General features: G+C 43.1%; 25 protein-coding genes. 16 read left to right on the plus strand and 9 right to left on the minus strand.

What is annotated here, in order from left to right; all coding sequences use genetic code 11:
• The first annotated feature begins 314 nt into the window (after positions 1 to 314).
• Positions 315 to 2138 carry an N-acetylmuramoyl-L-alanine amidase gene (locus YK48G_RS09900; RefSeq protein ID WP_203630556.1) on the plus strand — a complete coding sequence of 608 codons (1824 nt, stop codon included), beginning with the start codon at positions 315 to 317 and terminating at the stop codon, positions 2136 to 2138.
• 209 nt (positions 2139 to 2347) lie between these two features.
• On the opposite strand, the gene YK48G_RS09905 is transcribed toward YK48G_RS09900, so the two are convergent.
• The 4 genes from YK48G_RS09905 to YK48G_RS09920 all read right to left on the minus strand — a co-directional run bounded on the left by YK48G_RS09905 (position 2348) and on the right by YK48G_RS09920 (position 5155).
• Complete coding sequence (locus YK48G_RS09905) at positions 2348 to 2776, minus strand: hypothetical protein (RefSeq protein ID WP_203630557.1); 429 nt, start codon at positions 2774 to 2776, stop codon at positions 2348 to 2350.
• A gap of 80 nt (positions 2777 to 2856) precedes the next feature.
• Positions 2857 to 3999 (minus strand): DNA/RNA non-specific endonuclease, encoded by a 1143-nt coding sequence (locus tag YK48G_RS09910; protein ID WP_203630558.1) that lies wholly within the window; start codon positions 3997 to 3999, stop codon positions 2857 to 2859.
• A gap of 343 nt (positions 4000 to 4342) precedes the next feature.
• Positions 4343 to 4546, minus strand: coding sequence for a hypothetical protein (locus tag YK48G_RS09915; RefSeq protein WP_203630559.1), 204 nt, complete (start codon positions 4544 to 4546; stop codon positions 4343 to 4345).
• A gap of 135 nt (positions 4547 to 4681) precedes the next feature.
• Positions 4682 to 5155 (minus strand): TspO/MBR family protein, encoded by a 474-nt coding sequence (locus tag YK48G_RS09920; RefSeq protein ID WP_203630560.1) that lies wholly within the window; start codon positions 5153 to 5155, stop codon positions 4682 to 4684.
• A gap of 835 nt (positions 5156 to 5990) precedes the next feature.
• Between YK48G_RS09920 and YK48G_RS09925 the strand changes: the two genes are divergently transcribed.
• From YK48G_RS09925 to YK48G_RS09955, 7 genes are all read left to right on the plus strand, one after another.
• Complete coding sequence (locus YK48G_RS09925) at positions 5991 to 6416, plus strand: universal stress protein (protein ID WP_308440178.1); 426 nt, start codon at positions 5991 to 5993, stop codon at positions 6414 to 6416.
• 388 nt (positions 6417 to 6804) lie between these two features.
• Positions 6805 to 9339, plus strand: coding sequence for a M1 family metallopeptidase (locus YK48G_RS09930; RefSeq protein ID WP_203630561.1), 2535 nt, complete (start codon positions 6805 to 6807; stop codon positions 9337 to 9339).
• A 106-nt stretch (positions 9340 to 9445) separates the two neighbouring features.
• The gene (locus YK48G_RS09935) at positions 9446 to 10396 is read left to right on the plus strand and encodes an ADP-ribosylglycohydrolase family protein (protein ID WP_203630562.1); all 951 of its coding nucleotides are present in this window, start codon (positions 9446 to 9448) and stop codon (positions 10394 to 10396) included.
• A gap of 282 nt (positions 10397 to 10678) precedes the next feature.
• Positions 10679 to 11599: a GH25 family lysozyme gene (locus tag YK48G_RS09940; protein WP_203630563.1), complete on the plus strand. Its 921-nt coding sequence runs from the start codon at positions 10679 to 10681 to the stop codon at positions 11597 to 11599.
• A 33-nt stretch (positions 11600 to 11632) separates the two neighbouring features.
• Positions 11633 to 12490: a hypothetical protein gene (locus YK48G_RS09945; RefSeq protein ID WP_203630564.1), complete on the plus strand. Its 858-nt coding sequence runs from the start codon at positions 11633 to 11635 to the stop codon at positions 12488 to 12490.
• A gap of 170 nt (positions 12491 to 12660) precedes the next feature.
• On the plus strand, positions 12661 to 13113 hold the full coding sequence (locus tag YK48G_RS09950) for a CopY/TcrY family copper transport repressor (RefSeq protein ID WP_203630565.1): 453 nt from the start codon (positions 12661 to 12663) through the stop codon (positions 13111 to 13113).
• Between the two features lie 124 nt (positions 13114 to 13237).
• Entirely contained in the window at positions 13238 to 15418 is a 2181-nt protein-coding gene (locus YK48G_RS09955) for a heavy metal translocating P-type ATPase (protein ID WP_232365354.1), read from the plus strand.
• A gap of 325 nt (positions 15419 to 15743) precedes the next feature.
• Here the strand turns inward: YK48G_RS09955 and YK48G_RS09960 are convergent, their stop codons facing one another.
• On the minus strand, positions 15744 to 17024 hold the full coding sequence (locus YK48G_RS09960) for an MFS transporter (protein WP_203630566.1): 1281 nt from the start codon (positions 17022 to 17024) through the stop codon (positions 15744 to 15746).
• 158 nt (positions 17025 to 17182) lie between these two features.
• Here YK48G_RS09960 and YK48G_RS09965 point away from each other — a divergent pair, with 158 nt between their 5' ends.
• Both YK48G_RS09965 and hisC read left to right on the plus strand, forming a co-directional pair.
• Positions 17183 to 17767, plus strand: a complete 585-nt coding sequence (locus YK48G_RS09965; RefSeq protein WP_203630567.1) for a peptidylprolyl isomerase — start codon at positions 17183 to 17185, stop codon at positions 17765 to 17767.
• Between the two features lie 156 nt (positions 17768 to 17923).
• The gene (gene hisC / locus YK48G_RS09970; protein WP_203630568.1) at positions 17924 to 19039 is read left to right on the plus strand and encodes a histidinol-phosphate transaminase; all 1116 of its coding nucleotides are present in this window, start codon (positions 17924 to 17926) and stop codon (positions 19037 to 19039) included.
• Here hisC and YK48G_RS09975 read toward each other — a convergent pair whose 3' ends face one another.
• Complete coding sequence (locus YK48G_RS09975; protein WP_203630569.1) at positions 19040 to 19453, minus strand: MerR family transcriptional regulator; 414 nt, start codon at positions 19451 to 19453, stop codon at positions 19040 to 19042.
• A 108-nt stretch (positions 19454 to 19561) separates the two neighbouring features.
• Here YK48G_RS09975 and YK48G_RS09980 point away from each other — a divergent pair, with 108 nt between their 5' ends.
• Positions 19562 to 20530, plus strand: a complete 969-nt coding sequence (locus tag YK48G_RS09980; RefSeq protein WP_203630570.1) for an aldo/keto reductase family protein — start codon at positions 19562 to 19564, stop codon at positions 20528 to 20530.
• Between the two features lie 84 nt (positions 20531 to 20614).
• On the opposite strand, the gene YK48G_RS09985 is transcribed toward YK48G_RS09980, so the two are convergent.
• The 3 genes from YK48G_RS09985 to YK48G_RS09995 form a co-directional block, all read right to left on the minus strand.
• Entirely contained in the window at positions 20615 to 21088 is a 474-nt protein-coding gene (locus YK48G_RS09985) for a glutathione peroxidase (protein ID WP_203630571.1), read from the minus strand.
• A 179-nt stretch (positions 21089 to 21267) separates the two neighbouring features.
• A complete protein-coding gene (locus tag YK48G_RS09990; RefSeq protein ID WP_203630572.1) occupies positions 21268 to 21987 on the minus strand; it encodes a DUF4811 domain-containing protein in 720 nt (239 codons plus the stop codon).
• Positions 21987 to 23459: an MDR family MFS transporter gene (locus tag YK48G_RS09995; protein ID WP_203630573.1), complete on the minus strand. Its 1473-nt coding sequence runs from the start codon at positions 23457 to 23459 to the stop codon at positions 21987 to 21989. Before YK48G_RS09995 ends, YK48G_RS09990 begins: the two co-directional genes overlap by 1 nt.
• A gap of 227 nt (positions 23460 to 23686) precedes the next feature.
• On the opposite strand from YK48G_RS09995, the gene YK48G_RS10000 reads away from it, so the two are divergent.
• From YK48G_RS10000 to YK48G_RS10020, 5 genes are all read left to right on the plus strand, one after another.
• Positions 23687 to 24151 carry a MerR family transcriptional regulator gene (locus YK48G_RS10000; RefSeq protein ID WP_232365347.1) on the plus strand — a complete coding sequence of 155 codons (465 nt, stop codon included), beginning with the start codon at positions 23687 to 23689 and terminating at the stop codon, positions 24149 to 24151.
• A 144-nt stretch (positions 24152 to 24295) separates the two neighbouring features.
• The gene (locus YK48G_RS10005) at positions 24296 to 25477 is read left to right on the plus strand and encodes an SAM-dependent methyltransferase (RefSeq protein ID WP_203630574.1); all 1182 of its coding nucleotides are present in this window, start codon (positions 24296 to 24298) and stop codon (positions 25475 to 25477) included.
• Between the two features lie 336 nt (positions 25478 to 25813).
• Entirely contained in the window at positions 25814 to 26059 is a 246-nt protein-coding gene (locus YK48G_RS10010) for a helix-turn-helix transcriptional regulator (RefSeq protein WP_203630575.1), read from the plus strand.
• Positions 26049 to 26399: a DUF2178 domain-containing protein gene (locus YK48G_RS10015; RefSeq protein ID WP_203630576.1), complete on the plus strand. Its 351-nt coding sequence runs from the start codon at positions 26049 to 26051 to the stop codon at positions 26397 to 26399. Before YK48G_RS10010 ends, YK48G_RS10015 begins: the two co-directional genes overlap by 11 nt.
• On the plus strand, positions 26400 to 26549 hold the full coding sequence (locus tag YK48G_RS10020) for a hypothetical protein (protein ID WP_203630577.1): 150 nt from the start codon (positions 26400 to 26402) through the stop codon (positions 26547 to 26549).
• Positions 26550 to 26597: the final 48 nt, after the last annotated feature.

A 26597-nucleotide genomic window follows, 5' to 3' on the forward strand; every position in this document is an offset into this window, starting at 1 on the left:
CGATGGACCATATGGTGAAAATGCGTCGGGTGATTAAGATAATTAAGAAATTTTTAGGTTTAGTCGTGCCAATGCTAATGGGGCCACGACAGTAATTGGCTATGCGGCTAAAGGTAAACCAGATTTATCTAAATTCGATGACACCGGTACTAACTATGAGTTTTTTAATGATTTGGCAGCCTAAGCACCAACTAAAGCCATCAATAGTCGAAAGTGTCGTCAATTAAAAATTAACATTTGATTAATTTTTTCTTCATTTTTGTTAATTAAGAGAGTAAGCTTAGTGGTAACAAATTTGAATAGTGGGTGATTTTATGAAGAGGCGAGGAACTTTTTTATCTGTCATTATTTTCTCATTTTTACTTTTATTTTGTTTTAATATCAAAGCAAAGGGTGATACGGCCGGTGATTTACAGTCTGACTTCTCTCAGGCCGCAGCCAAGTATCAAGTCCCAGAAGCGATTTTAATGGCGGTTGCTTACAACGAAACCGTTTGGAATAATCATCAGTTTGAGCCCAGCATGAACGCTGGTTATGGGATGATGCACTTGACCGATGCCAAGGGGCTGGGCGATGACACAGACTCAGCGGCGTTGGAGACGGCCGTTGATGCTGCTAATTTAAGTGGGGAAAGCCTGACAGCAGTGAAGTCAACCGATGCCGGTAATATCAATGCCGGAGCGGCCTTACTTGCCAAATACCAAGCGGCGCTGGGCTTACCTTTAAGTTCGGATATTAATCAGTGGTACGGATCAGTGGCTAAATACAGTCAAAATACCGAACAAAGCGCCGCAGAACAATTTGCCAACAGTGTTTATGCAACCATCAAATCTGGTGCGAGTGAAAAGTTTACGGATGGCACAACTTTAACATTGACCAAGCAAGATACAGATCCCGACGTTACTCAAATTACGAAGTTGAATTTACAAAATACCGGGACTCAGGACCCTAACTACCCCAGTGGATTAAACGTCCAATATATTCCTGGCCTACACGCCGCGTTTGATGATAAAGGTGACTATGGTAACTTTGACCGGTCTAATCGACCCCAAAACGGGCTGGATATTCGCTATATCGTTATTCATAACACTGAAACGACATATGAGGACGCCCTCAAACTCTTTCAAGGTAAGAGTTATGCAGCAGCGAATTTTTTAATCCGCTCCAATGACGGGCAAATTGCTGAAGTTATTCGCCCAGAAAACGTTGCTTGGCATGCTGGGAACTGGTTTGTTAATTCCCATTCAGTTGGAATCGAGCATGAAGGCTTTGCCGTCGAGGGCGGTAAGTGGTTTACTGAGCCAATGTACGAACAATCGGCTAAGCTCGTTAAGCTGCTTGCTAAACGCTATAACGTCCCCCTTGATCGCCAACACATTATTGGCCACGATAATGTGCCGGGACTCGAGGCAAAGAATCAATCTGGGATGCACTGGGATCCGGGTTCGTATTGGGACTGGAATCACTATTTCAAGCTTCTTGGCGTGGACCTCAAGCACCCAACGGCTAAAAAGTCGAACATTGTGACAATTACGCCGAACGCCAAATATAATCTAAAGGGGAAAACAGAAAAACTTACTAATCAAGGGCATGAACTGACCGAGGTGGGGGCTAATTTTGTTTATCTTCATCAATCGCCTTCATTTTCGGCTAAGTTGATGACTGATCCTAACTTTAAAAAAGGTAAGTCTGGCACGACTGAAGAGGATGATTGGTCTGATAAGGCAGTGGCTGGTCAGCAATTTGTCAAAGCTGGTCAAAAGGGTTCTTGGACTGCGATTTACTACGACGGCAAACAAGCCTGGTTTTATAATCCAGCCAATCGGAACACAACTGTTGCAGATGGGGCAGAGGTCACTGCCAAAGGGAAAACGGCTAGCGTTTACGGTGCCGCTTATCCGTCCGCTTCAGAACTAACCAGCCATGGATTTAAAAACGCGGCTATTAAACCATTTGCTACGATTAAGTCTGGACAAAAGTACGTCGTTGGGGGGATCTATCTCGCTGATTATTACAACTCGACCTTTAGTGATCAGACACAGGAGCAATTTTTCACTGGCAAAGACCACTATGTGCAAATTCAATTTAACCATCGAATTGCTTACGTTAAGCAGAGCGAAGTTGAATTTACTAAGTGATCTTAAACTGTTAGTTATATCATCGGGTTTAGTAAATAGTGTGAAAGGCGTTTTGAGACTTTGTGATTAATAATTGGCTGCCGAGTTTACAGTTAAATATAATTAAACAACACTGACCTGTCTGGTAATCAGTGTTGTTTTTAATTTGAACTCTATAGAATTGAGGCGCAGGTCGAAATTCGAATCGTTATCAAGATGAGATAGCTAAATTATGCCCTTTTGAAAAAAGTAGCCCCAAAATTTGAATTACCGGTATAGTTGCCCTTCAAATGCCAGAAATGTTGATGCACTAGCCAGATGGTGTTTTTCGACCGTAATTGGATTTTTACGGGGTATTTTTTACCGTGATTGGTGGTCCTAAAATTAGCGTAATATGTGTGCGCGTTGGTCTTTCTTAAATTGTAAAAACGCCAAGTTTGAGTTCCTAAATATTTATTGTGAATAGTTGCCGTGCGATTTGTGAACGTAGTTTTATCGTGGTAGCCGCCTTGGGTGCCATCGGTAATTCTAACCCATTTATGACTTTGAATGTAGCGCGAGAATGTAGCTGCCTGGCTGGGACCAGATTTGGAAATTCCTAATATTAACCCTAATGTTAACGCAATCGTGCTAATTAAAAATGATTTTCTTAATGTCATGATTCCCTCCTGAAATTGAGTTTTTGTCGAGTTACCTAATTATTTTTTTGGGGGTATACAATGAAGCCCTACAACCTCATTTACGGCCGCGCATACTGGTTTCCCCGCGCTGCCCGAGTCGCACCGCTAGCCTCGGCCTTTGTTTGGCTCATGTATTGGTAATTACCCGGATTAATGACCTCTGAATAGAATTTATTACTGTCGGACACGAACACCATGCCAGCCCCGGCAACTGTCCATTGACCCTGCTTGGTTTGCGAATTGACTGTTTGATGAGCGGTTGACTGATGTTGATGGCGGCTGCTGGTAACGTTAGTGGTTGAATGATGGTAGGCTACCGAGTGATGGGTAATTGGTTTGGCATCGCTCGTCCCAGTTTGATAGTTAATTTTGATGCCTTCAACTGAGTTAAGCACAACAATTTCTGTGTTAATGGCGTCATCAGATGACTTAATATTCACCACGGAGCCACGCGGGATGGTTTCGGCCCCTTTATAAAGAGGGGTAGTTTCGTAGTCAATCGTGTGCTGGGTGCCGGGGTGGGCTTCCCAGTAGTTTTCGGCGGTTTCTTCAGCGTAGCGCATGCCGCCATCCTGGTTGGCGCCAACGTTTTGCGGCCGGGTGCCGGTAGTGAAGTTATATTCTGAAGTATACGACTTGGCTCCCAGTAAGCTGTCCGCAATCGAGTGACTGCGATTAAACAAATAACCATGGTACGTGCGACCGGTTAAACTGTAATGAATGGCGACTTCTGGATTGGTGGCTGGCCAAGCAGGCGGCGCAAGTGGCTCACCTTGGCGAGACCCCTGCGATGATTGATACTCTGAATAAGTCAAAACGGCGCGGGCAGTTGCCGATCGACCCTGACTGTCGCTAGAAAAGTGATAGTGACCTGCTTTGAGGTGGCGAAAGCCGGAAAGCTTTGCGCGGCCATTGACATAATAATAGTTCTGGGTTGGTCCGGCAGACTCGTGGTTCGTGTAATAAACGAGCCTGCTTAAGATTGTTCGACTACGTTGCGTTGCGGCCGCTTTATGGGCGGTCGCTTTTTTGCTTGGTTGTAATGATGTCGTACTGGATTTTTTAAACTTGCTGGTTTGGCTTGAGGCAACTTTTTGTGAGTGATGCTGCGATGCTTTTTGATGACTACCACTGCCGCAGGCTGCCAAACTTAAAGTGGTGAGCAAGGTGATGCCGATAGTCGCTATTTTTTTGAATGTCATGAATATCCCCCAATGATGAGACGTTACTCCATATCTGGTGCGGAGTCGTAGGTGTTAAAATGAGTTCACTTACGGTTCTCAAATATGTATACTTTAAATCTATCATGCTATTAGAAAAGTTCAATAGAAATAATTGGTAATGGTCATCATATTAGGACTGGATCGTTATGGTTTGCCCGGTGACTGATTTTGAGAGTCAGAGGAAGTAATGCTGTCTGCCATACTTTCAAAATGATTCGCGTAATCAAATAAAACGAGCCCTCGACATTGTAAAGTCAGGACTCGTTGCGTTTTGTTCAATTTTTCAGTTTCGTTTAGGGCGCGCCAGGTTGTTATGATGAGCCTATGCCTGGGAATGCTGATAAATGACGTAGATGATGTAGCCGATGACTAAAAGAATAAGTGGTGAAAACGCCACAGCAACGGTCATCGTCATGATAATCAGCAGAATTGTTGAAAGAATACCAACGACTAGCTTAACTAAGAACCAACTGGTTTTGAAGATGGCTGCCCCAAACAGGATCAAAATTAGCAATAACAAAATCATTTTTAATTTCCTCTCCATTGAAATTATCAGCAAACTTGGCCGGTAATTACGTGATTGAGTTCATCATACTAACAAAACGCGTTTGGCACAATTGTTTTTTTAAGTTGTGATTCAATCAGTCATCATCTATTCAAGTTAGTTTAGAACCGCGACGCCGGCAGCTAGGTAAGTGGCAAATGCTAACCAAAGTAAATAGGGAACTAGTAACCATGCGGCTACCGGATTGACTGGATGGACCTTGATCATCAACATGGAGACAATGATATCCATTATCACGATGATAATCAGCCCAGTTATTAATAAACTTCCCGAGAAGAAAACGATTGTCCAAATGAAGTTCAAAAAAAGCTGGGTTAAAAAAAGCCATAGCAGCTCTGGGTGAGCCTTTCGCGAATTCCAAATGGCGTATCCGGAAATACCAATTAGCACATATAAGATTGGCCAAACGATCCCGAACACGACTCCAGGTGGCGAAAATGCTGGCAGGCTGAGTGATTGATAAACTGCCCGAATATCGCCTGATAGCTGCGATGACAAAAAGCCAATTGCTTCGACGAGAATAACCCAGAACACTAATTTGACATAATTAATCCTTGTTTGAATTGCCATTGGTTAGAACCTCCCAGTATTAAATGAATTGATAATCGGCTGGGTAAAAGAATTGTTAAGTTACCGACAGATTATCATTACATTTATGTTAACAAAGCAATTCGAAAAAAATTAAGCTAATGCTTGAAAGTTTTATGAAGAGGTTTAAAAAACTGATTGTAATCAAAAGATTAATCTTTGGATCAGAGAAATCATCTGTGTTTATTCATCTGATGACCGTGAAACTGGACGATATTTTAAAAAAGGCGCGATAGGTACAAGAAGATTGATGATCGTGATGCCAACAAAAAGTATTAGAGCTGCCAAATGGACATGTTTTGGTCGTTAACGGATAAAAACAAACTAGTTAAAACTAAAGCCACGCCAGAATCTAATTAACTGGAGTGGCTTTAGCTTTAAAGTGGATCATTGTTAAGGTAACCATTGGGAAAACTAAGGTTACTGCTCGTGAAAATTGTGAATATTGAGAGCGAGTGTCATGACGTTTAAAAATAGTGAAAGTAGTGAGAGACTTAAAATAAGATGAGACATTGAATGCCGCATTGCTAATCGCCTTCCTTTAGAGGTGAGTTTGCTAAACTAACAACTAATACCAACATTAATTTATCACACTAATGACAAAATGTAACGTTAATTGTCGGGGAAGATAGGCTTACTTCATAGGGCATCCGCTAATTATTTATTAAGCGACAAGTCCGATAATTTGATTGTTCTTATTTATGGATATTTTCTGCCAATTCCGGCATATTATTTAAGTTTAATTAACGCAAACTGTATAATAAAGTTAGGTCTAGTTAAATGCGAATGATTGCCTTTTTTGAAAGGGGAGTTGGCCATGGCGATGTACGATAATATTTTGGTTCCACTGGATGGTAGTGCAAACTCCAAGAAAGCCTTGGATGTTGCGATCGAATACTCTAAGGTGTTTCACGCGCAAATCATTGCGCTGTCGGTAGTTCATCATATTAAATATGATTCTGATGCATTGTCGTCCGATATCTATAAGGGCCTATCAACAAATGCACATAAAATTGTTGAAAGCTGTCGGGATCGAGCTTGGAATCAGGGAATTACTATCAAGGGGGTCGTGGAAGACGGCAATCCCAAACAACGGATCGTTGAATTTGCCAAGGAAAATGACGTTGATTTAATTATCATGGGTAAGTCGGGGATGAACGCGTTTAACCGGCTCGTTTTAGGATCGACGACTAACCATGTTGTGAGGGATTCAGGCACCCAAGTGTTGGTTGTCAATGCTTGAAAACGATGATTATTTGCAAGACTTAGACAAAATTAGGTTGTCTGGGTCTTTTTTTGGTTGTAAATAGTATAATGTAGATAATTGTATGTTTTAGGACAGCTGCGCCAGGCAGAAAGCTGCGCCTAAGCTTACTTGCCCAAAAATCCAAGCCCGGGATTTCCGGTCAAGTAAACTTAGACTCCGACGGCCGTGAAACGCCTAGCCTATTTGGCGCTTTCTAAACGCCTGGCTCCGCTCACTTTAACAGGACAGCTGCGCAAAGCAGAAAGCTACACCTAAGCTCCTTTGTCCAAAAATCCAAGCCCGGGATTTCCGGCCAAAGAAACTTAGGCTCCGCTTTCTAAGCGCTTTGCTCCGCTCACTTTATTTTTAGGAGGCAATTCAATCAATGGCAGAATTAACCCATTTCTACGAAAAATTCCAACCAACTCATTATGACATTTATCTAGATATTAACCGCCAAACCAAGCAATTTTTTGGTAAATCAACGATTACCGGGAATGCTAAACAGCAGACCGTTTCAATTCACCAGAAATTTTTGACGATTGAAGCCGTTCAGGCTGATGGTAAGGATGTTTCGTTTCAAGTCGATAACGATAACGAGGCAATTAATATTGATTTGCCTAAAACTGGTGAAACCACGTTGGCTATCACCTTTAATGCCAAGTTGACTGATACGATGATGGGCATTTATCCGTCCTACTATGAGGTTGATGGTGTTAAAAAGCAACTCATTGGAACACAATTTGAAACTACTGCTGCTCGCCAAGCGTTTCCGTGCATTGACGAACCAGAAGCTAAGGCCACCTTTGATTTGGCAATCAAATTTGATGAACACCCCGGCGAAACCATTATCAGTAACATGCCTGAAATTCGAAGCGAAAATGGCGTTCACTATTTTGACACAACGCTACGGATGTCAACTTATCTCATCGCCTTTGGTTTCGGCGAACTACAAAGTAAGCAAACTGAAACTAAGAGTGGCGTTAAGATCGGCGTGTTTGCGACTAAAGCCCATAAAGCTGATGAATTAGACTTTGCTTTAGACATTGCCAAGCGCTCAATTGAATTTTATGAGGACTTTTATGATACGCCATATCCGCTGCCGCACTCTTGGCAACTGGCATTGCCAGACTTCTCAGCTGGTGCCATGGAGAACTGGGGCCTAGTTACCTATCGGGAAGCCTACCTATTATTAGATCCAAAGAATACGTCATTTGAAATGAAGCAATTGGTTGCCACGGTCATTGCCCATGAACTGGCGCATCAATGGTTTGGTGATTTAGTCACGATGAAGTGGTGGGACGATCTTTGGTTAAACGAAAGTTTTGCCAACATGATGGAATACGTTGCCGTTGATGCGATTCAACCAGATTGGCACATCTGGGAGGTCTTTCAAACTTCCGAGTCACCGGCGGCCCTGCAGCGGGATGCAACCGATGGCGTTCAACCGGTTCACGTGCAAGTTGAAAACCCGGCTGAAATTGATTCAATCTTTGATTCAGCGATCGTCTATGCTAAGGGAGCACGGATGTTGGTCATGGCCCGAGCGTTGGTTGGCGATGACGCACTTAAAAAGGGGTTGAAGCACTACTTTGACGCCCATAAATTCCATAACGCTACTGGGGCTGACTTGTGGGCCGCATTGGGCGATGCTTCCGGTATGGACGTTGGCGCAATTATGAATTCCTGGTTGGAACAGCCGGGCTATCCGGTTGTGACCGCTAAAGTTGTTGATGGCAAGCTGACGTTGTCCCAGCAGCAGTTCTTCATTGGTGAGGGCAAAGACGTTAACCGAAAGTGGCAGGCCCCACTGAACAGCAATTATGATGCCGTCCCAGAAATTATGGCTGATAAAGAACTCATCATTGGCGATTATGCCGAACTGCGGCAAAAGGCCGGCAAGCCATTCTTGCTTAACGTAGGTAATAATTCCCATTTCATCGTTCAATATGATGAAACGTTAATGACGGATATTTTAAATCATGTCAAGTCATTGGACGCCATCTCCCAGTTGCAAATTCTCCAAGACTTGCGCTTATTAGCGGACGGGCGTCAAAATTCTTACGCCACCCTAGTGCCACTGTTGCCGAAATTTGCGGGTAGTCAGTCAAACATTGTCAATGCGGCCTTATATCGGGTAGCCAATAATCTGAAGAAATTTGTGACGCCAAAGTCGGCTGAAGAAAAGCACTTACAGGCTTTCTTTGATCAATTGAGTGCTGATCAAGTTAACCGATTGGGCTTTGAGCCAATACCTGGCGAGTCAAATGATGATCAATTGACTCGACCATACGTTTTGAGTGCGGCGTTGTATGCTAAAAACGCAACCGCCATTCAGTCGGCCCATGATTTATTTGTCAAGAACCAAGACCACTTAGCTGCTTTATCAGCTGATATCCGGGTGTTTGTCTTGCGCAATGAAGTTAAAAACTTTGGAAGCGCGGACCTATTTAATCAACTACTGGCCGCTTATCGACAAACCAGCGATGCCAGCTATAAAGCTGATATTTGCGCTGCTTTGACCAGTACGACCGACTCCAAGCTGATTGCCCAACTAGTAGCTCAATTCGAAGATGCTGATACGATTAAGCCACAGGATCTGCGAGCTTGGTTCCGGGGCGTCCTGGCTAACGACGATGGGCAACAAGCTGCCTGGGATTGGATTCGCAAGGAATGGCAATGGCTGGAAAAGACTGTCGGCGGCGACATGGAGTTTGCCACCTATATTACCGTGATTGCTAACATTTTCCATACTGCCGATCGACTGGCAGAATTCAAAGCCTTCTTTGAACCAAAAATTAACACGCCAGGTTTAACCCGTGAAATCAAGATGGACATTAGCGTCATTGAAAGTCGGGTTCATTTGGTTGGAGATGAGAAGTCAGCGGTTAATGAAGCGGTTGAAAAGGTCGTTCAATAAATGAATCGGATTAGTTAAAACAAACAAAGAGCATGAACAGAGTTGAATCTGCACATGCTCTTTTTTGTTAGGACATGGCGTTATCAATGGAGTCGACTTTGATAACGTGACTGAAAAGGGGGTCGATACTATTCTAAGTAAACAGAGAATTAAAAAAATCATCATTGCCAGTATGATTGCCGATGCTTGTGGTGTTCCAGTGGAATCGATGAAACGAGGGACTTTTCAAGTAACGGGGATGACTGGTGGGGGAACTTATGATCAACCGGCTGGTAGTTGGTCAGACGACTCGTCGCTAACCTTGTGTCTAATGGATAATTTGGTAACCGGCGGCTCCTTGGCCGATTTATTTCAGAAAATGATTGCTTACATGATGAACGGTCGTTATACGCCGAGTGGCCAATTATTTGATATTGGCAATGCTACCCGTAAAGCGGTTTTTAACTTTGCTAAAGGAAGGCCACCCTTAAAATGTGGTGATCAGTCAATTTATGCCAATGGTAATGGCGCACTGATGCGAATTGCGCCCTTGGCAATGACACTGCTTGATGAAGCTAATTCAGCAGTTCGAATCCAAACAATCGTGCAATATACGCAAATGACACATGCCCACAACATTTCAATTGTTGGAAGTATCTTATACGTCGAATTATTACGAGCACTTTTAGGTGGTGCTGACTTGCGATCGGCTCTGGAGCCACTTTACCAAAAGGTTGCTGAAATGCCGGCTTATGCAAAGGATAGTCGTCAATACAAGCATTTGGCCGATCCTAATTTTGACCAGCAGCCGATTTCAGCAGTCAAATCAACGGGTTACGTGGTTGATTCACTTGAGGCTGCCGTTTGGGTTAATGAGCAAGCAAAGACATACCAAGAAGTCGTGCTTACCGCTGTTAATCTTGATGATGACACGGATACGATCGCCCAGCTGGCGGCATTTATGTTTGCTTGCAGCCATGAAATGATTGATATTCCAGCCGACTGGCAGCAGACATTGGTAATGACGGCTGAGGCTCGCCAAATTATGACTGCTTTTGCTGAGAAATTTGGCGAATAGGCAACCAATCGCATAAGTTGATTAGTAGACTAGGCAAAAATTGCTTGTTACAAAAACATAACACACTTGAAAAGAAACGCGTGAGGGACTATCTTGGCAGACTTTTGAAATGTAATATTTTTTGAGCCAGTGCCACCTCGTATTGTAACCTGAGCTAATTTATCGTAAGTTAGTACAGTGTTAGATCAACATGAACTTGATATGCGGAATTGCTGATTCAAAATGGTGAGTAATTGAATACATATCGCACGGAATAAACAATTAATATGAGGTGGCTTTTAAATGCAGACAGGAAAAGGTAAATTTAGAGTTGTTTTGCTATCGATACTGACGGTGATTCTTTCGTTCACATTATTTGGACAACTTAAGGCGTCAGCCAGTTCGACAATTATCCCTGATATTTCTGAATGGCAGGGAAAGCTAACAGACTCGCAGGTATCTCAGCTTAAGGGCCAAGTACCCTTCATTATCAATCGACGTCAATATGGCGCCAACTATGTTGATAAGTACGCTACTAGCAACACGAACTTATACGTAAAGTATGGAATTCCGTTTGGGGAATATGATTATGCGACCTTTACCAGTGCTGCCAGTGCTAAGAACGAAGCTAAATTGTTCTACCAACGATCCAATAAGAATGCCAAATTTTATGTACTGGATTATGAAGAAAATGACGTAACTTCTGGATCAACTAATTCAGCTGTTAAAGCATGGTATAATGAGATGCGGTCGTTGACTAGTAAAAAGTTAGTCTTTTATTCTTATCAATCATTTGCAACAACTTATGCTAATTCAGCTAGGAAGTCCTTTGATGCGCAGTGGATTGCCAATTATTCATCGAAGCCGACCATTCAAACTGATTTATGGCAATATACTAATAAGAAGTATATTCCTGCCCTTAAGGAATCCGTTGATGCCAGCACCATCCTAAATTCCAGCAAGCCAATTACTTGGTGGGTGGGGGGAACCCAATCCACAGCTGTAAAAGCCACGTACTTCTCTAGTGCGGTGACGTCGGTTACAACGACTAAGAAGATTTATCTATACGATTCAACTTCCTTTAAGAAGGCCAACCGGGTTACGGAAGTTGAGCCGGGCACCACTATTCAAGTGAGCGACTTAAAGCAACGCTCAACTGGTTCGTATTATTTTGTAACGGCTGATGGCAAATACCTAACTGCCAACAAGAATTACGTTGAATAGGCTCAACAGAGAAATGAACGACGGAGGTAAACAATGAAGTTATACAAATTAGGTGGCGTTTTATTACTCAGTCTCATCCTCGTAGGTTGCGGCAATAGCAGTAGTTCCAGCAAAGGAAATAATAGTGAGTCCAAAACGGATATGCAAAACAGCAGCTCTAAAAGTGCCAGCAGTTCTACTTCCACTCAGAGTAGTTCAAGCTCAAGCAGCCAGGCCAGCACGGCTTCAAGTACCATCCAATCCAAAACAGGTCAAAACCCGCAGACAACTAACGGCCGTTATGACTTTGCTTCATTAACGAAGCAGTTGGCTGCTAAATTGCCAAATACGTTGTTACCACAATCAACTGGTCTTGGGCAAACTGCTAAGGCGGTCCATATTCGTTATGAAGGGAACGCTACTAACAGTACCATTTATTATAGTTTAGGCAACAAGCCGCTCCAGTTAAATGATTCAAGCCTCAAGTCAGAGCAGCCTTACGCAACGTTAACTAAGAAGTCGTATGCCTCATCAAGTTCGGCTCAAAGTAACCTAGACTATACAAGCGCTAAGGAAAATGCCAGCTTGCCAAAGATTGACCTTGGTCACTCGATTACCGGCCATACCCAAGGTGGTGCTGGTCAGCAATACATTTCTTGGAATGAAGGTAACTGGTCGATCAATGTTCACGGCAGCAAGCTTAACAATACGTCACCGAAGCAACTGGCAACGTCAATGGTAACGATGTTTGAGAGCTATTCATTACCAGCGCCAAAGACTCAAGGAAGCATTAAGTTTAGCGTGGGAACGGGTCAAGACCAAACCATCTCATGGCAAGATAATAATGTGATTTACACGTTGAAGACTAATGACCATGCGGTTGGCATTCGAATGGCCGCAAGTATGAAATAACAATGATTGTTGAAAAATACTGGTAGATTGCCAGTATTTTTTTATAAGCTTCTGGTTTACATTTGTAACTTGATGGTTTACAATCGTAGCCGATAAGTGAAATTAATATTATTGAGTGAACAACAAAGATGGTATCCGATATGTGCCGATAATTAAAGGAGCATAATAATATGATTGATGCAAAAAACGTGACAATTTCAGATTCTGAATGGGAAGTGATGAGAGCCCTTTGGACAATGGGTAAGCCCACCAGCCGAGAGTTAATTGACGCGATGGCTGGATTAAAGGGCTGGTCTGCATCAACAACTAAAACGCTCCTTCACCGGTTGATTGAAAAGGGAGCGGTTAATAAAATTGGGGCGGCCCGTCCGTTTGTTTATCAAGCTGAAGTAGGGGAAGCACCCTCAATGGTTGCAGCTGCTAACGACTTGTTCGACCACATGTGCGCAATGCGGGCCGGCGCGACCATTGCCAGTGTCATTGAAAGTCGAGAGTTATCGAAAAACGACATTGCAAAGTTGCAGTCGATCCTAGCTGAAAAAGCCAAAACGGCACCGGAAAAAGTTGAATGTAATTGTTTGCCTGGACATCACATGTGTAAGGAGGTTGATGACGATGGCTAATAAGAAAGATCAACACAATCAGATGAAGATGAAGCATCCAAATCAAGATGCCGATGACCATGAGATGGCCGATGAAATGAAGCGTTCGAAATTAGAAAAACCGGTTCATCATCAGGCTGACCAGATGCGCCAAGGTGGTATGGATATGAACCATGCTCATATGCAGATGCATTCGGAAATGAATATGTCCCATGACGGCCAAATGCAAACAAAAGATCATCACCAAATGCAGATGGCTCACCATGATATGCAGATGACCGGAATGGATCACTCAATGAACATGGATGATAAGATGGACATGAGTAACGACATGATGATGCATGGCGGCTCGATGATGCATATGGGGAATTTGAAGCAAAAATTTTGGATTTCGGTTGTCTTGGCAATTCCAGTTTTGCTGTTAGCCCCCATTATGGGATTGAATGTTTCCCTACTAAACTTTAACGCGCCGCTTATTGAAGGGATCATCATTATTGCGTTTGATTCCGCCCTTTACTTTTATGGTGGCATGCCGTTTCTAAAGGGAGCTAAAGCAGAGATTCAAGATAAATCACCTGAAATGATGACTTTGGTAACTCTTGGCATTTCTGTTTCTTATTTTTATAGTTTATACGCATTTATCGCAAATAATTTCTTGAGTCCAACTAACCACGTCATGGACTTCTCGTTTGAATTAGCCACCTTGATCCTGATTATGCTGTTGGGACATTGGTTGGAAATGAATGCATTAATGGGCGCCGGCGATGCTTTACAAAAGATGGCGGCACTGTTGCCTAAAACGGCTCATTTGGTAACCGAAAATGGTCAAACTAGAGATGTTAAGGTGTCAGACCTTCAAGTTGGCCAATCCTTTCAAGTTCGTTCGGGCGAAAGCATTCCAGCCGATGGGACCATTACCGAGGGGCAGTCAACCGTCAACGAAGCGTTAGTGACCGGAGAATCTGCGGCAGTCGTTAAAAACGTTGGTGATCAGGTAATTGGTGGTGCCACTAATAACAATGGCACCCTGACTGTCAAAATTAGTGGTACGGGGGATTCCGGTTATTTGTCTCAAGTCATGAAGATGGTGCAAAGCGCCCAACAATCTAAATCTAAAGCGGAAGATAAAGCCGATCTAGTCGCCAAATATCTGTTTTACGCGGCCTTTCTGATTGGCATCGTGGCCTTCTTTGGCTGGCTGCCGCAAGGACTTGAAACGGCAATGACACGAATGGTGACGGTATTTGTGATTGCTTGTCCCCATGCACTGGGGTTGGCGATCCCCCTGGTCGTTTCACGATCAACATCAATTGGTGCCCAAAATGGCCTATTGGTTCGTAATCGACAAGCCATTGAAGCCAGTCAGCACATTAGTCATGTGTTATTGGATAAAACGGGCACGTTAACGGAGGGCAAATTTACCGTTAACGCATTGATACCAGCCCATGATGTTGACGAAAAGACGTTACTCGGTCAATTGGCAGCTCTGGAAAGCAACTCAACTCATCCGCTGGCCCAGGCAATTATTGCAAAAGCCCAGGAGGAGTCAATCACGTTTGCGGCGGCTGCCAACTCGAAAAACATCCCTGGAGTTGGAATTGCCGGGGACATTGACGGGCAAACTTATCTGATTGCTAATGGTAATTATTTGACCAAGCAAGGGATTGCGTTTGACCAGGCCGCCGCTGACCAGTGGGCTGAAAAAGGCAATTCGGTCAGTTTCTTACTACGCGATCAACAAGTTCGAGGGATGGTAGCTGAAGGTGACACTATCAAAGACAGTGCTAAAGCCTTAATTAATGGGCTTAAGCAGCGTGGTATTACCCCGGTGATGCTAACTGGAGATAATCAAAAGGCGGCGGATCATGTTGCGGCTTTACTGGGCTTAAGTGACTTTCACGCTGGCTTATTGCCGAATGATAAACAAAAAATTGTGGCCGACTACCAAGCCAAAGGTAATCGGGTCATGATGGTTGGCGATGGTGTGAACGATGCGCCAAGCCTAGCTGCCGCTAATATTGGTGTCGCGATTGGTGCCGGCACTGATGTTGCCATTGATTCTGCCGATGTCATTTTGGTTAAATCAGAGCCGAGTGATATTTTACACTTTTTGGACCTCGCCAAATTAACGAATCGTAAAATGGTTCAAAATCTTTGGTGGGGAGCTGGTTACAATATCGTGGCAATTCCGCTGGCTGCTGGAATCTTAGCCTTTGCAGGAATTGTTCTTGACCCAGCAGTGGGCGCTGCCGTGATGGCAATGTCAACGATTATTGTGGCGATCAACGCAATGGGTCTGACGGCAAAGAAGGTAACGACGGCCTAAAAAAGTGAGCGAAGCAAAGCGGTTAGAAAGCGGAGCCTAAGGCGACTTGGCCGGAAATCCCGGGCTTGGATTTTTGGGCAAGTGGCCTTAGGTGCAGCTTTCTGCTTTGCGCAGCTGTCCTAGAAAAAGTAAGTGAAGCAAAAGCCCAAAAATTGGACGAGACTCCAAGGATTAAATTATTTCGATCCTAGGCGGCCATTAACCATGTAATATTGCGGACAATTATGGACGCACAAAATCTGCGATCTGCTGTATCAAGAAATTGATCACAATTTAAAGCGGGACTATAAAGTTGATGATTTTAACTTTATAGCCCCGCTTTAACTCAAGCATTTTCCTGCTTCTTGGAAGTCTGCTGTGACTGTTTCTTCAACTTTTGGTGCAAACGAACGTCATATAGTCTGGTGATAGGCATTAAGGTGGCGATGATTCCACAAACCGCGGCGCCAATCCCAGCAATGACAAATAAGCGTTCAATTCCAATGATGTCCGCCAATGGGCCGGCGAAGACTAAGCCAATTGGTCCCGCCAGGTTTAAGAGAGAATTTAGAACACCAAGGACCCGCCCCAATTCTTTTGGCGGATAACTCTGCTGAATCATCGCCATCAAGAGGGTAGTGAAAAATGGGGTCGCGATTCCTTCAATCACGTTTAGCAGGGCGAACCATAAAAAGCCAGTTTGATTGCCCGGGAGAATCCCACTGATTCCAGTTGGAATGCCCACTAAGAAAAAGGCGATAATAACTGGTTTCATTCGGTTCTGCCACTTGCCAAAGACGCCAATAATTGCACCGCCAATAAACATGCCGCTAGAGTAAATGGCCTCAATCAGACCGGCTTGGCTGACGGTACCTTGGAAGTATTTCATCGTCATAAGTGGATACATGCTGGCTGCTGGCATGTAGGTGAGGGTAAATACCGCCCCAATCAACGTAATGTACCAAAGCCCCTTATTACCGGTTAGCTGTCGAATCCCCAATTTGGTGTTATGCAGTATTTCCATCGGCTGATCAATTTTTTCGTTATTGGGAATCTGAACCCAAACCAAAATGCAAATCCCGATGAAGGCGCCTAATACGTCGAGTAAAATTAAATATTGAATTGGGATAAGCGCAAATAAGAACGCGCCAAACGCCGGAGCGATAATCATATTGGCGGATTGAACCATCCCCAGCTGACCATTCATGCGGGTGAGTTCTTTGTCCGGGACCATGGTGGGCATGACTGATTGAATCGTTGGCATTTGAAAAGTTTGGGCACAGGAGCGCATTAATAGGGAAATAAAAATCAGCCAGATTGGAAAAACGTGAAAAACCGTTGCCGAAACTGACAGGATGATCGCAAAACAGGCAGCGAATACATCAGGAAAAATCAGTAAGCCCTTTTTGTTCCAGCGGTCAACTAACGGACCCACAAATGGGCTTAGAATAACCATTGGCAGCATGCCTAAAATGGTTGCGATGCTTAGAATTGTAGCGGAGCCGGTCTTTTTAGTGAGATACCAGATAATTGCGTATTGGACAATCATACTGGTGATTCCAGTTAGGAACTGGCTAGCTAAAAACAAATAGATATTACGTCGCCAATGTGCTTGATTGACTTTCATTTTAATGTTACCCCATCTTCGTGAAAATTTATACAAGTCAATTCTAACGTAATTGCGATCAAAATTGTTGATAAATCACTTCTTTTTCGCTGACTTTCCAAGGCAGGTATGATAAGCTTTGTCAGTATGTAAGAATGAACCAACAAAGGAGAAAAATAATGACGTTACCTCAATTAGACTTAGAACATGCGAAGGGCCCCAAAGCAACAATTGTCACCAACCATGGTGAAATTGTGGTGCAGTTATTTCCGGAACAAGCCCCCAAAACCGTTGAGAACTTTGTTGCCTTAGCTGAAAAGGGCTACTATAACGGTGTTACTTTCCACCGGGTAATTCCTGATTTTATGATCCAAGGCGGCGATCCAACCGGAACTGGCGCTGGCGGCCAAAGCAGTTTTGGCGGCAATTTTGCTGACGAATTTTCGCCCGAGTTATTTAATATTAATGGCGCTTTATCAATGGCCAATGCAGGTCCTGATACGAACGGCAGCCAGTTCTTTATTGTAACGAATGAACACGTTGACGATGGCATGGTTCAGCAAATGAAAACAGCCGGTTATCCAGAAGCGATTATTGATGCGTATAAGAATGGTGGCACGCCATGGCTTGATTTTAGACACACGGTCTTTGGCCAAGTGATTAGTGGCATGGATGTTGTTAAAGCAATTAGCCAAGTTGATCGCAATGACGCTGATAAGCCAAAAGAAGATGTGGTAATGGAAACTGTAACAATTGAAAAATAACCTGCAGTTTAAGTAGTTGCATTAACTCAATAATCCTAAGGTAACCTTGAAATTAATGAGGTTGTCAAAATGGCTCTCCTGACTATTGGGAGAGCCATTTTGTGTCCATCTGTCCCTAATCGCGTTACGATAAGAACATGGAATGGGGGAAGTTTGATGGCAAAATTTGATAAAGCATTCAGAAAAGAAGTTAACGAGGTCCATCCATATATTCAAGGAGAAACCGAGGCTGAGGTTAAACGGCGATACGGCTTAAAGGCAGTGATTAAGTTAGGCTCTAATGAAAATCCCTATGGCCCGTATTACCACGCCAAGCAGGCAATGATTAGAAGCGTGACGACATCAAATCGTTATCCAGAAGACGATTTTATTCAAATGAAAGCAGTGATCGCCCAACATGTCGGCTTGCAGCCAGAAAACGTCGCGTTGGGAAGTGGCGCGGGTAACCTGATTGAAAATATTGCCAAGATGGTCTTGAATACTGGCGATGAAGTTTTGATTGCCAAGCAGTCGTATCGTTTGTATCGAGAAGCTTCTAAATTAATGGGGGCCAAAGTGATTGAAATTCCATTAACCAATCACTTTCAATTTGATTTGGACCAATTTGCTGCTAAAGTGACTAAGCAAACCAAATTAATTTGGTTATGCAATCCCAATAACCCAACGGCGACAGTGGTTAATGCCCAAGAGCTTCGACAATTCATTGACCAATTACCCGATCACGTGTGGGTAGTGGTTGATGAAGCATACGCGGAGTTTGCCGACGAGGGGGCCATTCCAGATCTCACGAAATTGATTGGCAACAAACGCCTAGTTGTGCTGCGAACCTTTTCGAAATTCTATGGTTTGGCAGGGGCACGGCTGGCTTATCTGTTAGCGGCGCCGAAGGTCATCCAAGCTTACGATACTGTGACGGAACCGTTTAATACGAGCCGAATTGCGCTAGCAGGCGCCATTGCTTCGCTCCAGTTTGATCAGGCTCAGGCGCAATCAACGCTGGCAAAAATTCAAGGTGATCGCGAAGGGTTGATTGAGTCACTTGAAATCTTGGGATGCTCAGTAGCGCCTTCGCAAGCAAACTTTATCTTCGCCAAGCTGCCAGATGATGTGCCAAGTGCGACCGAAATCTGTGAAGAACTCATGAAGCGCGGCGTGATCGTGCGTGATTGTACGCCATGGGGCTATCCAAATCATATTCGAATTACGATTGGCAAGCACGCTGAATTGGAACGTTTTTTGAACGTATTTGCCGAAACGTTAGCCCGGGAATAACTAGAATCGGCTGAGCGGATAATCTTGCCAATCGGGATGGGGCTGATGATTAATCTGGGCGTCACGAATATCTGTGTAGTATTGAAGTTTTCGGCGAATGTGCCGCTGATTGTCCCTCAACAAAACTAATTGGTCATCTATTCGTTGGCAGTGAGTTCGTAATAAATCGATGACGTCATTGAGGTCGTGGTCCTGATCTTCGTATTGAAATAAGGTTTGTAGGTCTTTTAAGGTCATGCCAGTATTTTTGAAACAACAAATGGCCGCTAGTCGGTCAAAATTGGTTTGGCTGTACGCCCGGTTTTTACCATTCCGGGCAACGTTAGGGAGTAGGCCGATTGCTTCGTAATACCTTAAAGTAGGGATCGACAAATTAAATTTAGCAGCGGTTTGCGCGATTGTATAAGTTTTCATAGTAAGCTCCTTAAAGAATGGCTTTACCTCAAGTATACTTGAGGTGCTAGGGTAAGGTAAACAAGGACTGATTATCGTCCTTAGTGAATATGAGGAGGAGCAATTAAGATGAACTATCGGCATTTAGGTAAACAAGGATTGCAAGTCAGCGAGTTGGCATTAGGAAGTTGGATGACGGATGTCAGCGAACCGGCTAAGCAGGATTTGGCGGCTCAAAGTATTCGATTAGCATACGAAAATGGGATTAACTTTTTTGATTGCGCGGATGCGTATAGTGGTGGTGCTGCGGAACAATTTCTTGGTAAAACACTCAAGCAGTTCCCCAGAAAAGAACTGGTTTTATCTAGTAAGGTCTTTTTCCCAACCGGTGATGGGGTAAACGATCGGGGGTTATCCCGCAAGCACATCATGGAATCCATCGACACATCGTTAACAAACATGCAGACAGATTACTTGGATTTGTATTTTTGTCATCGATTTGATCCCCAAACACCACTGGCAGAAACGTTGCAGGCCTTAAGTGATTTAGTGGACCAGGGCAAAGTTCTCTATTATGGCGTCAGTGAGTGGCGGCCGGTACAGATTTTAGAAGCGCAATTAATTATTCAAGAGCGTGGTTTGCATCCAATGGCAGTCGTTCAACCACAATACAATATGTTTGATCGCTACATTGAGCATGAATTGTTGGATGTTTGCGGTAAGCTTGGCCTGGGCGTGGTGCCATTTTCGCCGCTTTCCCAAGGCTTGCTGACGGGGAAATATCGTAAGGGTCACCAAATTCCAGCCGGCTCGCGAGCAACTTATCAGGGCCAGATTAAGGCGCTTTTAACAGCAGATAATCTAGACAAGGTTGAAGCTTTAATTAAAATGGCCGCTGAATTGGGAACCGATCTATCAACGTTTGCGTTGGCTTGGGCATTAAGGGACCCGAGAATTTCAAGTTTGATCACTGGCGCCAGTAAACCGGCCCAATTAAAAAACAACCTTAAAGCGATTGATCTAAATATTCCAGCTGAGTATTATCCGCGGATTGACAAGTTATTTGGATTCAAGAAGTTTTCAAGAAAAATCGGCTAACTAAAAAAACATCTTCAAAGTGTCGTTATCAAAAACTCACAGCTTTGAAGATGTTTTTTGGTGGCTTAAAATATTGCTGATTGATTAGTCAAGCCCCAGGGCAGCCTTAATGGCCGGCTCAATTTTCTCCGGTTTAGTCGTTGGGGCAAACCGCGCAAGCACATTGCCGTCCTTGCCAATCAGGAACTTGGTATAGTTCCATTTGATTCGGCCGTGGCCAGCTGTTTTTTTGAGGTAGGTAAATAGGGGGTCTTCGCCGTCACCGTTGACTTTTACGTGGGTGGTCATTGGGAAGGTGACCCCGTAGTGTAATTTGCAATAGTCACTAGTTGCCTCATCACTATCAAGTTCTTGATGAAATTGGTTAGATGGTAGGCCAAGGACCTCTAAGCCTTGTTCATGATAATCTTTATACAATTTTTCCAAGCCTTCAAGCTGGGGAGCTAAGCCACATTTGCTGGCGGTGTTCACAATGAGGAGTACTTTTCCCTTGTATTGGTCAAAGTTAATGGGATTGCCGCTCATTTCAGTTTCGGTAAAATCGTAAATTGTTGCCATTTTATGCACTTCCTTTAAGTTTGAAACATTTAAGAAATAGTTGAAATTTAGTCAAGTGATCGCCGATAAATCGATTGTGTACAATCATTAAACTGACTATAGCACGGCATTGGGGGTAGCCGCAACTCTGAAATAAGAAAAAAAGACCTGAAGATTTCAGATCTTTTTTGGTAAAAGCATTATTTAAGCTGGCTAATTAGTTGTTTAATAGCTTGAGCTTGGAACTGCGCTTGAGCTTGTTTGGCAATCTTAGCACGTTGGTTAGCTGTCATCGTTGGAGCTTTCTTCATGGCAGCCATCACTTGCTTTTCGACAAAGGCCTTTCCAGCTGCTTTTAATTTAGCTTGATAAGTTTTGTCCGCCATTTTCTTTTGGAGCGCTTTGGCTTGCGTTGTTGAGAGAACTAGCCAGTTTTGATTGATGTAGAACGTATTCTTTTGTTTAATCAAATGATGACCTTCATCGGCAATTCCAAACCATAATTTAGCCGTGTTATCTTTGTATTGCCAACGGGTTGTCTTGGTAACGAGCCGTGATTGGCCACTGGTGCGGACAACCTTGTTGGAGGTATCGTCTTTAGCTCTTGTATGGGACTTTTTCTTGGTATCTGCCGATTTTTGATAGATGTAAACCTGCTTTTTATTAGCTGAGCCGACAGGTTGATACAAAATCATTTGCATCTGTTTAGACTGACCAACTGAATAAATTCGGCGACTCGTCGTTTGGGTAACTTGTTTCATACCGTAATGGTCGTGATCATTTTTAACAATGTAGAAGGTTGACAACACGGCCCCAATAATGGCGATGGCCGTTAAAAGATTACTCCAGGTTTTATTCTCAATATAAACAAAGAAAACAAAGCCAAGGATGACACTGATTGAAAGAGCTGCTAATATCATTAATCTTCGCCTCCTGCCTTGGTGTAGTCAGTTGAATGACCGCGATTTTTCAAGAAGAACGCGGTGATAAGTGCCAACAAGCAGAAGATCAGCGAAATCAAAAAGGCCGCGTGATAACCACTCAAGGTTGCGTTGATGGCGTTGGTTTGGTAATGAAGGGGATTTGTGCTTAGCAAATGTTTGGCAGGCATATTGTTATTGGTGACGTTGGTTAAAATACTAATCAAAACCGCCGTCCCAACTGAGCTGGCAATTTGGCGCTGGGTGTTGTTTACCGCCGTTCCGTGACTTAACAAGTTCAGAGGTAAAGAATTCATCCCAACAGTCGTTGCCGGCATCATTGACATTGAAATCCCAAACATCCGAACAGCGTAGAAGAACACAATGTAGATCGTTGAGGTGTTCTTGGTGATGAAAATAAAGGGTACTGAACCCAAAGTTAAGAAGAACATGCCAATAATTGACAGTCGTTTAGCACCAAATCGGTCAACTGCCCGGCCGGTGATGGGACTCATAATTCCCATCATTAAAGCACCAGCCAGTAACGTTAATCCAGATTCAAACGCTGACATGCCTTTGACGATCTGCAAATACAATGGGATCACCATTTCAACGCCCACCATGGCCATCATCGTTACCGAACTGAGAATAGCTGAGATGGTAAAGGGAACAGAGCGATAAACTCGGAATTCCAAAAATGGCTTTTCCATTTTAAATTGACGCCAGATAAATAAACTGATGAAAATGACGCCGATAATTAAAGTGCTGATAACAGAAGTGCTGCCCCAGCCGTCTTCACCAACGGATGAAAAACCGTAAAGCAAGCTTCCAAAGCCAACCGTTGACATAACGATTGATGCCAAGTCAGTGCCAACCTTTCTGTTGGGAAGGACGCTCTTAACAAAGAAGAAGCTAGCCAAGATGACGAGTAATAAAAGTGGCAAAATCATGCCAAATAAATCCCGCCACGTCCAATTGTCAATCACCCAGCCTGAAAGGGTCGGGCCAATGGCTGGTGCCAAGCCAATGACGATTCCGGCTAGGCCCATGGCTGTCCCGCGTTTTGCTGGCGGAAAGATTGACAGCATAATGGTTTGAAGCAATGGCATGGTGACACCAACGCCCAACGCTTGAATTAATCGCCCAATGAGTAGCATAGCGAAAGTCGGCGCAGTGTAGCAGACAATCGTGCCAATAAAGAACGTTGTCATTGCCGTAATATAGAGCATTTTAGAATTGAACCTTGTGCTTAACCAAGCACTAATTGGGATCATAATCCCATTGACCATCATAAAACCGGTGGTGAGCCACTGAACAGTTGAAGTTGAAACATCAAATGCCTTCATAATGGTTGGAAAAGCCGTTGACAGGATGGTCTGATTCAGAACAGTACAAAATGTGCCGATCAAAATGACAACGATCATTAATCCTCGATTATATGACTTCCCGTTTTCGTCTACCGCGTTTGCCACGAGTTATTACCTTCTTTACTTCAAAATTAAATTTCCTTCAAAAACGATTCCTGACTAATATAAGATTATTTGAAACGATTGTCAACTATCTTGACAACGATATTTAAGAATATATACTTAGTGTTAATAAATAGTCGATGCATTATAGACAATCTTATAATTAGAATGCCGATTTAAGGCCAATGAAACCAATTACAGGTTCCGATCATTAGAAATGAGGAATTGAAGTGGATAAAGAATTCAAACGAAAATTAGCTGAAATTGTAAAAGATAACGCTTGGTATATGGGATTGGGAGATGTTTCCCGAGCAACCGGTATTTCCCAAACCAAGTTACGTTATTGGGAGCGCAAAGGCTATATCACCAGTAAGCAAGGTAAGAACCAAAACCGAAAGTTTAGTTATAGTATGTTGATTAAGGCTTATCAGATTAAGTTGTTTTTAGATCAAGGGTATACGCTGGCAGTCGCCGCAGAAAAAGCCGCGGCCAAAAACAACGTGTTGAAATTGGTTCGAGAGATCATTTTTGATCGATTCGAAGACGTGGATACTTATGACAACCATCCCGCGATTAATTTAGGCTACTTTGATGAAGACAAAGATAAATTATTATACGCGGTTGTCTATGATGATGGAACGCAATTTAAGCTTGTTCCAGCTAAAATTAATAAGGATGATCAAGATTCTAAATAGTTAACGGTCGCTTTTTAGTTGAACGGGTGTAGAATATTTTTGGACAAAGTGTTTTTTGATATTTATTTTTAATTTGGGGTTGCTTTTATAACCCCTATAAGCGTTACACTGTATCTATTATCATATTTTGCTGGAGGTTATTTGATGTTAGAAAAAACGGTTTATCGGGAATTATTAAGTCGAGCGTTCGACATTCCAGTTTCGGTTACCTACTGGAATGGCAAGACTGAATCGTATGGCGATGGGGAGCCCGAGGTTAAAATTGAAATCAAAAAGGAAATCCCAATTAAAGAAATGACGTCAAAGCCGACTTTAGTATTGGCTGAAGCTTATATGAACGGTGATATTGAAATTGAGGGCAGCATTCAAGAATTAGTCGCTTCCGCCTTTCGCCAATCGGGTAGCTTTTTGACAAACAATCCATTCCTCAAACACTTGCCAAAAATTTCCCATTCCGAAAAGGAAAGCGAAAAGGATATCCAAAGCCACTATGATATTGGCAATGATTTCTACCAAATGTGGTTGGATAAATCAATGACTTATTCCTGTGCTTATTTCGAACACGACGATGATACCCTGGAACAAGCTCAGATCAATAAAGATCGTCATATCCTGCACAAATTAAATCCCATCGCTGGTAAACGCCTGCTAGATATTGGCAGCGGCTGGGGAACCTTATTGTTCATGGCAGCCGAAGAATTTGGCTTGAACGCAACTGGAATTACTTTGAGCCAAGAACAATACGATTATACAAAAGACCAGATCCAAAAGCGTCACTTGGAAGGTAAAGTGGACGTTTTACTGGAAGACTATCGAGAAGTTAACGATAAATTTGACTACGTGACATCTGTTGGGATGTTTGAACACGTTGGCAAGGAAAACTTAGGCTTATACTTCAAGAAAGTTAAAGATTTCTTGAAGCCGGATGGCCGCGCCCTCATTCATGGAATCACTGGTCAACACGTTGGCGCCGGCGTTGACCCATTCTTGAACAAGTATATTTTCCCCGGTGGCTATATTCCAAACGTTGCTGAAAACCTGACGCATATTATGGATGCCCAACTGCAATTAACTGACTTGGAACCACTCCGCCGCCATTATCAAAAGACTTTGGAGATGTGGTATGCCAACTACGTCAAGGTGATTGACAAGGTTCAAAAGAAGTACGGCGTGCCGTTCTCTCGAATGTGGTCGATGTATCTGCAAGCAAGCGCAGCGTCGTTTGAGGCTGGCAACATTGATGTCATGCAGTATTTGCTGACAAACGCGCCAAGCGGCACTGGGCTGCCGATGACCCGCCAGTATGTCTATAAACAAGAGCAGTAAGTGTCGTAAAGTGAGGAAGCCCAAAGCGTTTTTTGACTGATGGTTTTCTCATATTTGGAAAAGCTAAAAGCTGCGACGATGGCTAATTTTTGCCATTTAACTCAGAAAACCAACCATTCCAGAACTGAACCCCTTGAATTGGAGAAATCTAATTCAAGGGGTTTTACTGTGTTCTCTTATAAAGATAGGTTGGGCTGGTTGGCTTTTTTGGTTAAATTATGGGATCAAAGTGGTAATTATCCCCATTTTTTGTTAACTAAATTTTATATAAGGTAAATAATACTTTACTTTTATAAAACTAAGATGTACGATAGGGCTGTAAGGTGAGGTGGGGAAATGAGTAGAAAGAAATTTGACGATGATCAAATCATCAATAAGGTATATGAATACCGAGTGTTGAGCCACCTATCCCAAAAGGAATTGGCGGATGCGGTTGGTGTCAGCAAGCAGACCATTTTAGTGATGGAGAAGGGCAATTATTCGCCGTCGCTCAAGTTGGCCTTTAGGATTGCCAATTACTTTGATGTCCCAATCACGGACATTTTTAGTTACGCAAAAGGAGATGAAACCGATGAACATTAAATCAATTTCAGATATTCCAGCCTGGCTATTTTATCCGATTAAGTTATGGGCTGATAAGGATAGCGATAATTTTAATATTTTGGTTGGCACCGGAATGATTCTCCTTGTGTTGTCGCTCATCATGGTCTGGGTATTGGTTCGACGGCTTGGTGATTCAGATGAGCGAACAACGGGCGTGTATTTAAAAGCAACCTCAATTGCGTTTGTGGTAGTCATCATTTGTGAGATTATCTTTCCGTCAACGTATCTGGTAAATCAGTTTAAGCTATATAAATACGCCTTTGCGATGATTGCTGCGGCGATTTATTTGTTTGGAGAGTATCGAAAGGAGACGAAGTAAATGATGAAAGTCAAAACATTTACAGCAATGGGGCAAAAGGGATTAGATAAAAAAGTCAATCATTTTTTAGATGATCCAAGTCTCCACGTGGTCAGTATTAAATTTTCTAATTCATTTGGATATTTGGGAGCGATGGTTGTTTATCAATAATGACCAATCGTAAACGGGCCTAAAAGCATGATGTTAATTGCTTTTAGG

It is taken from the genome of Lentilactobacillus fungorum, assembly GCF_016860605.1.
GTDB classification, from domain to species: domain Bacteria; phylum Bacillota; class Bacilli; order Lactobacillales; family Lactobacillaceae; genus Lentilactobacillus; species Lentilactobacillus fungorum.

Bases quoted from the DNA above. Each gene is read 5' to 3' on its own strand.
- YK48G_RS09990 (WP_203630572.1), bottom strand. From the start codon at position 21,987: ATGATATTAGCAGCTCTTTCAATCAGTGTCATCCTTGGCTTTGTTTTC.
- YK48G_RS09925 (WP_308440178.1), top strand. From the start codon at position 5,991: ATGGCGATGTACGATAATATTTTGGTTCCACTGGATGGTAGTGCAAAC.
- YK48G_RS09930 (WP_203630561.1), top strand. From the start codon at position 6,805: ATGGCAGAATTAACCCATTTCTACGAAAAATTCCAACCAACTCATTAT.
- YK48G_RS09915 (WP_203630559.1), bottom strand. From the start codon at position 4,546: ATGATTTTGTTATTGCTAATTTTGATCCTGTTTGGGGCAGCCATCTTC.
- YK48G_RS09960 (WP_203630566.1), bottom strand. From the start codon at position 17,024: ATGAAAGTCAATCAAGCACATTGGCGACGTAATATCTATTTGTTTTTA.
- YK48G_RS09985 (WP_203630571.1), bottom strand. From the start codon at position 21,088: ATGGCAACAATTTACGATTTTACCGAAACTGAAATGAGCGGCAATCCC.
- YK48G_RS09945 (WP_203630564.1), top strand. From the start codon at position 11,633: ATGAAGTTATACAAATTAGGTGGCGTTTTATTACTCAGTCTCATCCTC.
- YK48G_RS10015 (WP_203630576.1), top strand. From the start codon at position 26,049: ATGAACATTAAATCAATTTCAGATATTCCAGCCTGGCTATTTTATCCG.
- YK48G_RS10005 (WP_203630574.1), top strand. From the start codon at position 24,296: ATGTTAGAAAAAACGGTTTATCGGGAATTATTAAGTCGAGCGTTCGAC.
- YK48G_RS09905 (WP_203630557.1), bottom strand. From the start codon at position 2,776: ATGACATTAAGAAAATCATTTTTAATTAGCACGATTGCGTTAACATTA.
- YK48G_RS09920 (WP_203630560.1), bottom strand. From the start codon at position 5,155: ATGGCAATTCAAACAAGGATTAATTATGTCAAATTAGTGTTCTGGGTT.
- YK48G_RS09910 (WP_203630558.1), bottom strand. From the start codon at position 3,999: ATGACATTCAAAAAAATAGCGACTATCGGCATCACCTTGCTCACCACT.
- hisC (WP_203630568.1), top strand. From the start codon at position 17,924: ATGGCAAAATTTGATAAAGCATTCAGAAAAGAAGTTAACGAGGTCCAT.
- YK48G_RS09950 (WP_203630565.1), top strand. From the start codon at position 12,661: ATGATTGATGCAAAAAACGTGACAATTTCAGATTCTGAATGGGAAGTG.
- YK48G_RS09965 (WP_203630567.1), top strand. From the start codon at position 17,183: ATGACGTTACCTCAATTAGACTTAGAACATGCGAAGGGCCCCAAAGCA.
- YK48G_RS09955 (WP_232365354.1), top strand. From the start codon at position 13,238: ATGCGCCAAGGTGGTATGGATATGAACCATGCTCATATGCAGATGCAT.
- YK48G_RS10020 (WP_203630577.1), top strand. From the start codon at position 26,400: ATGATGAAAGTCAAAACATTTACAGCAATGGGGCAAAAGGGATTAGAT.
- YK48G_RS10010 (WP_203630575.1), top strand. From the start codon at position 25,814: ATGAGTAGAAAGAAATTTGACGATGATCAAATCATCAATAAGGTATAT.
- YK48G_RS09975 (WP_203630569.1), bottom strand. From the start codon at position 19,453: ATGAAAACTTATACAATCGCGCAAACCGCTGCTAAATTTAATTTGTCG.
- YK48G_RS09940 (WP_203630563.1), top strand. From the start codon at position 10,679: ATGCAGACAGGAAAAGGTAAATTTAGAGTTGTTTTGCTATCGATACTG.
- YK48G_RS09980 (WP_203630570.1), top strand. From the start codon at position 19,562: ATGAACTATCGGCATTTAGGTAAACAAGGATTGCAAGTCAGCGAGTTG.
- YK48G_RS09900 (WP_203630556.1), top strand. From the start codon at position 315: ATGAAGAGGCGAGGAACTTTTTTATCTGTCATTATTTTCTCATTTTTA.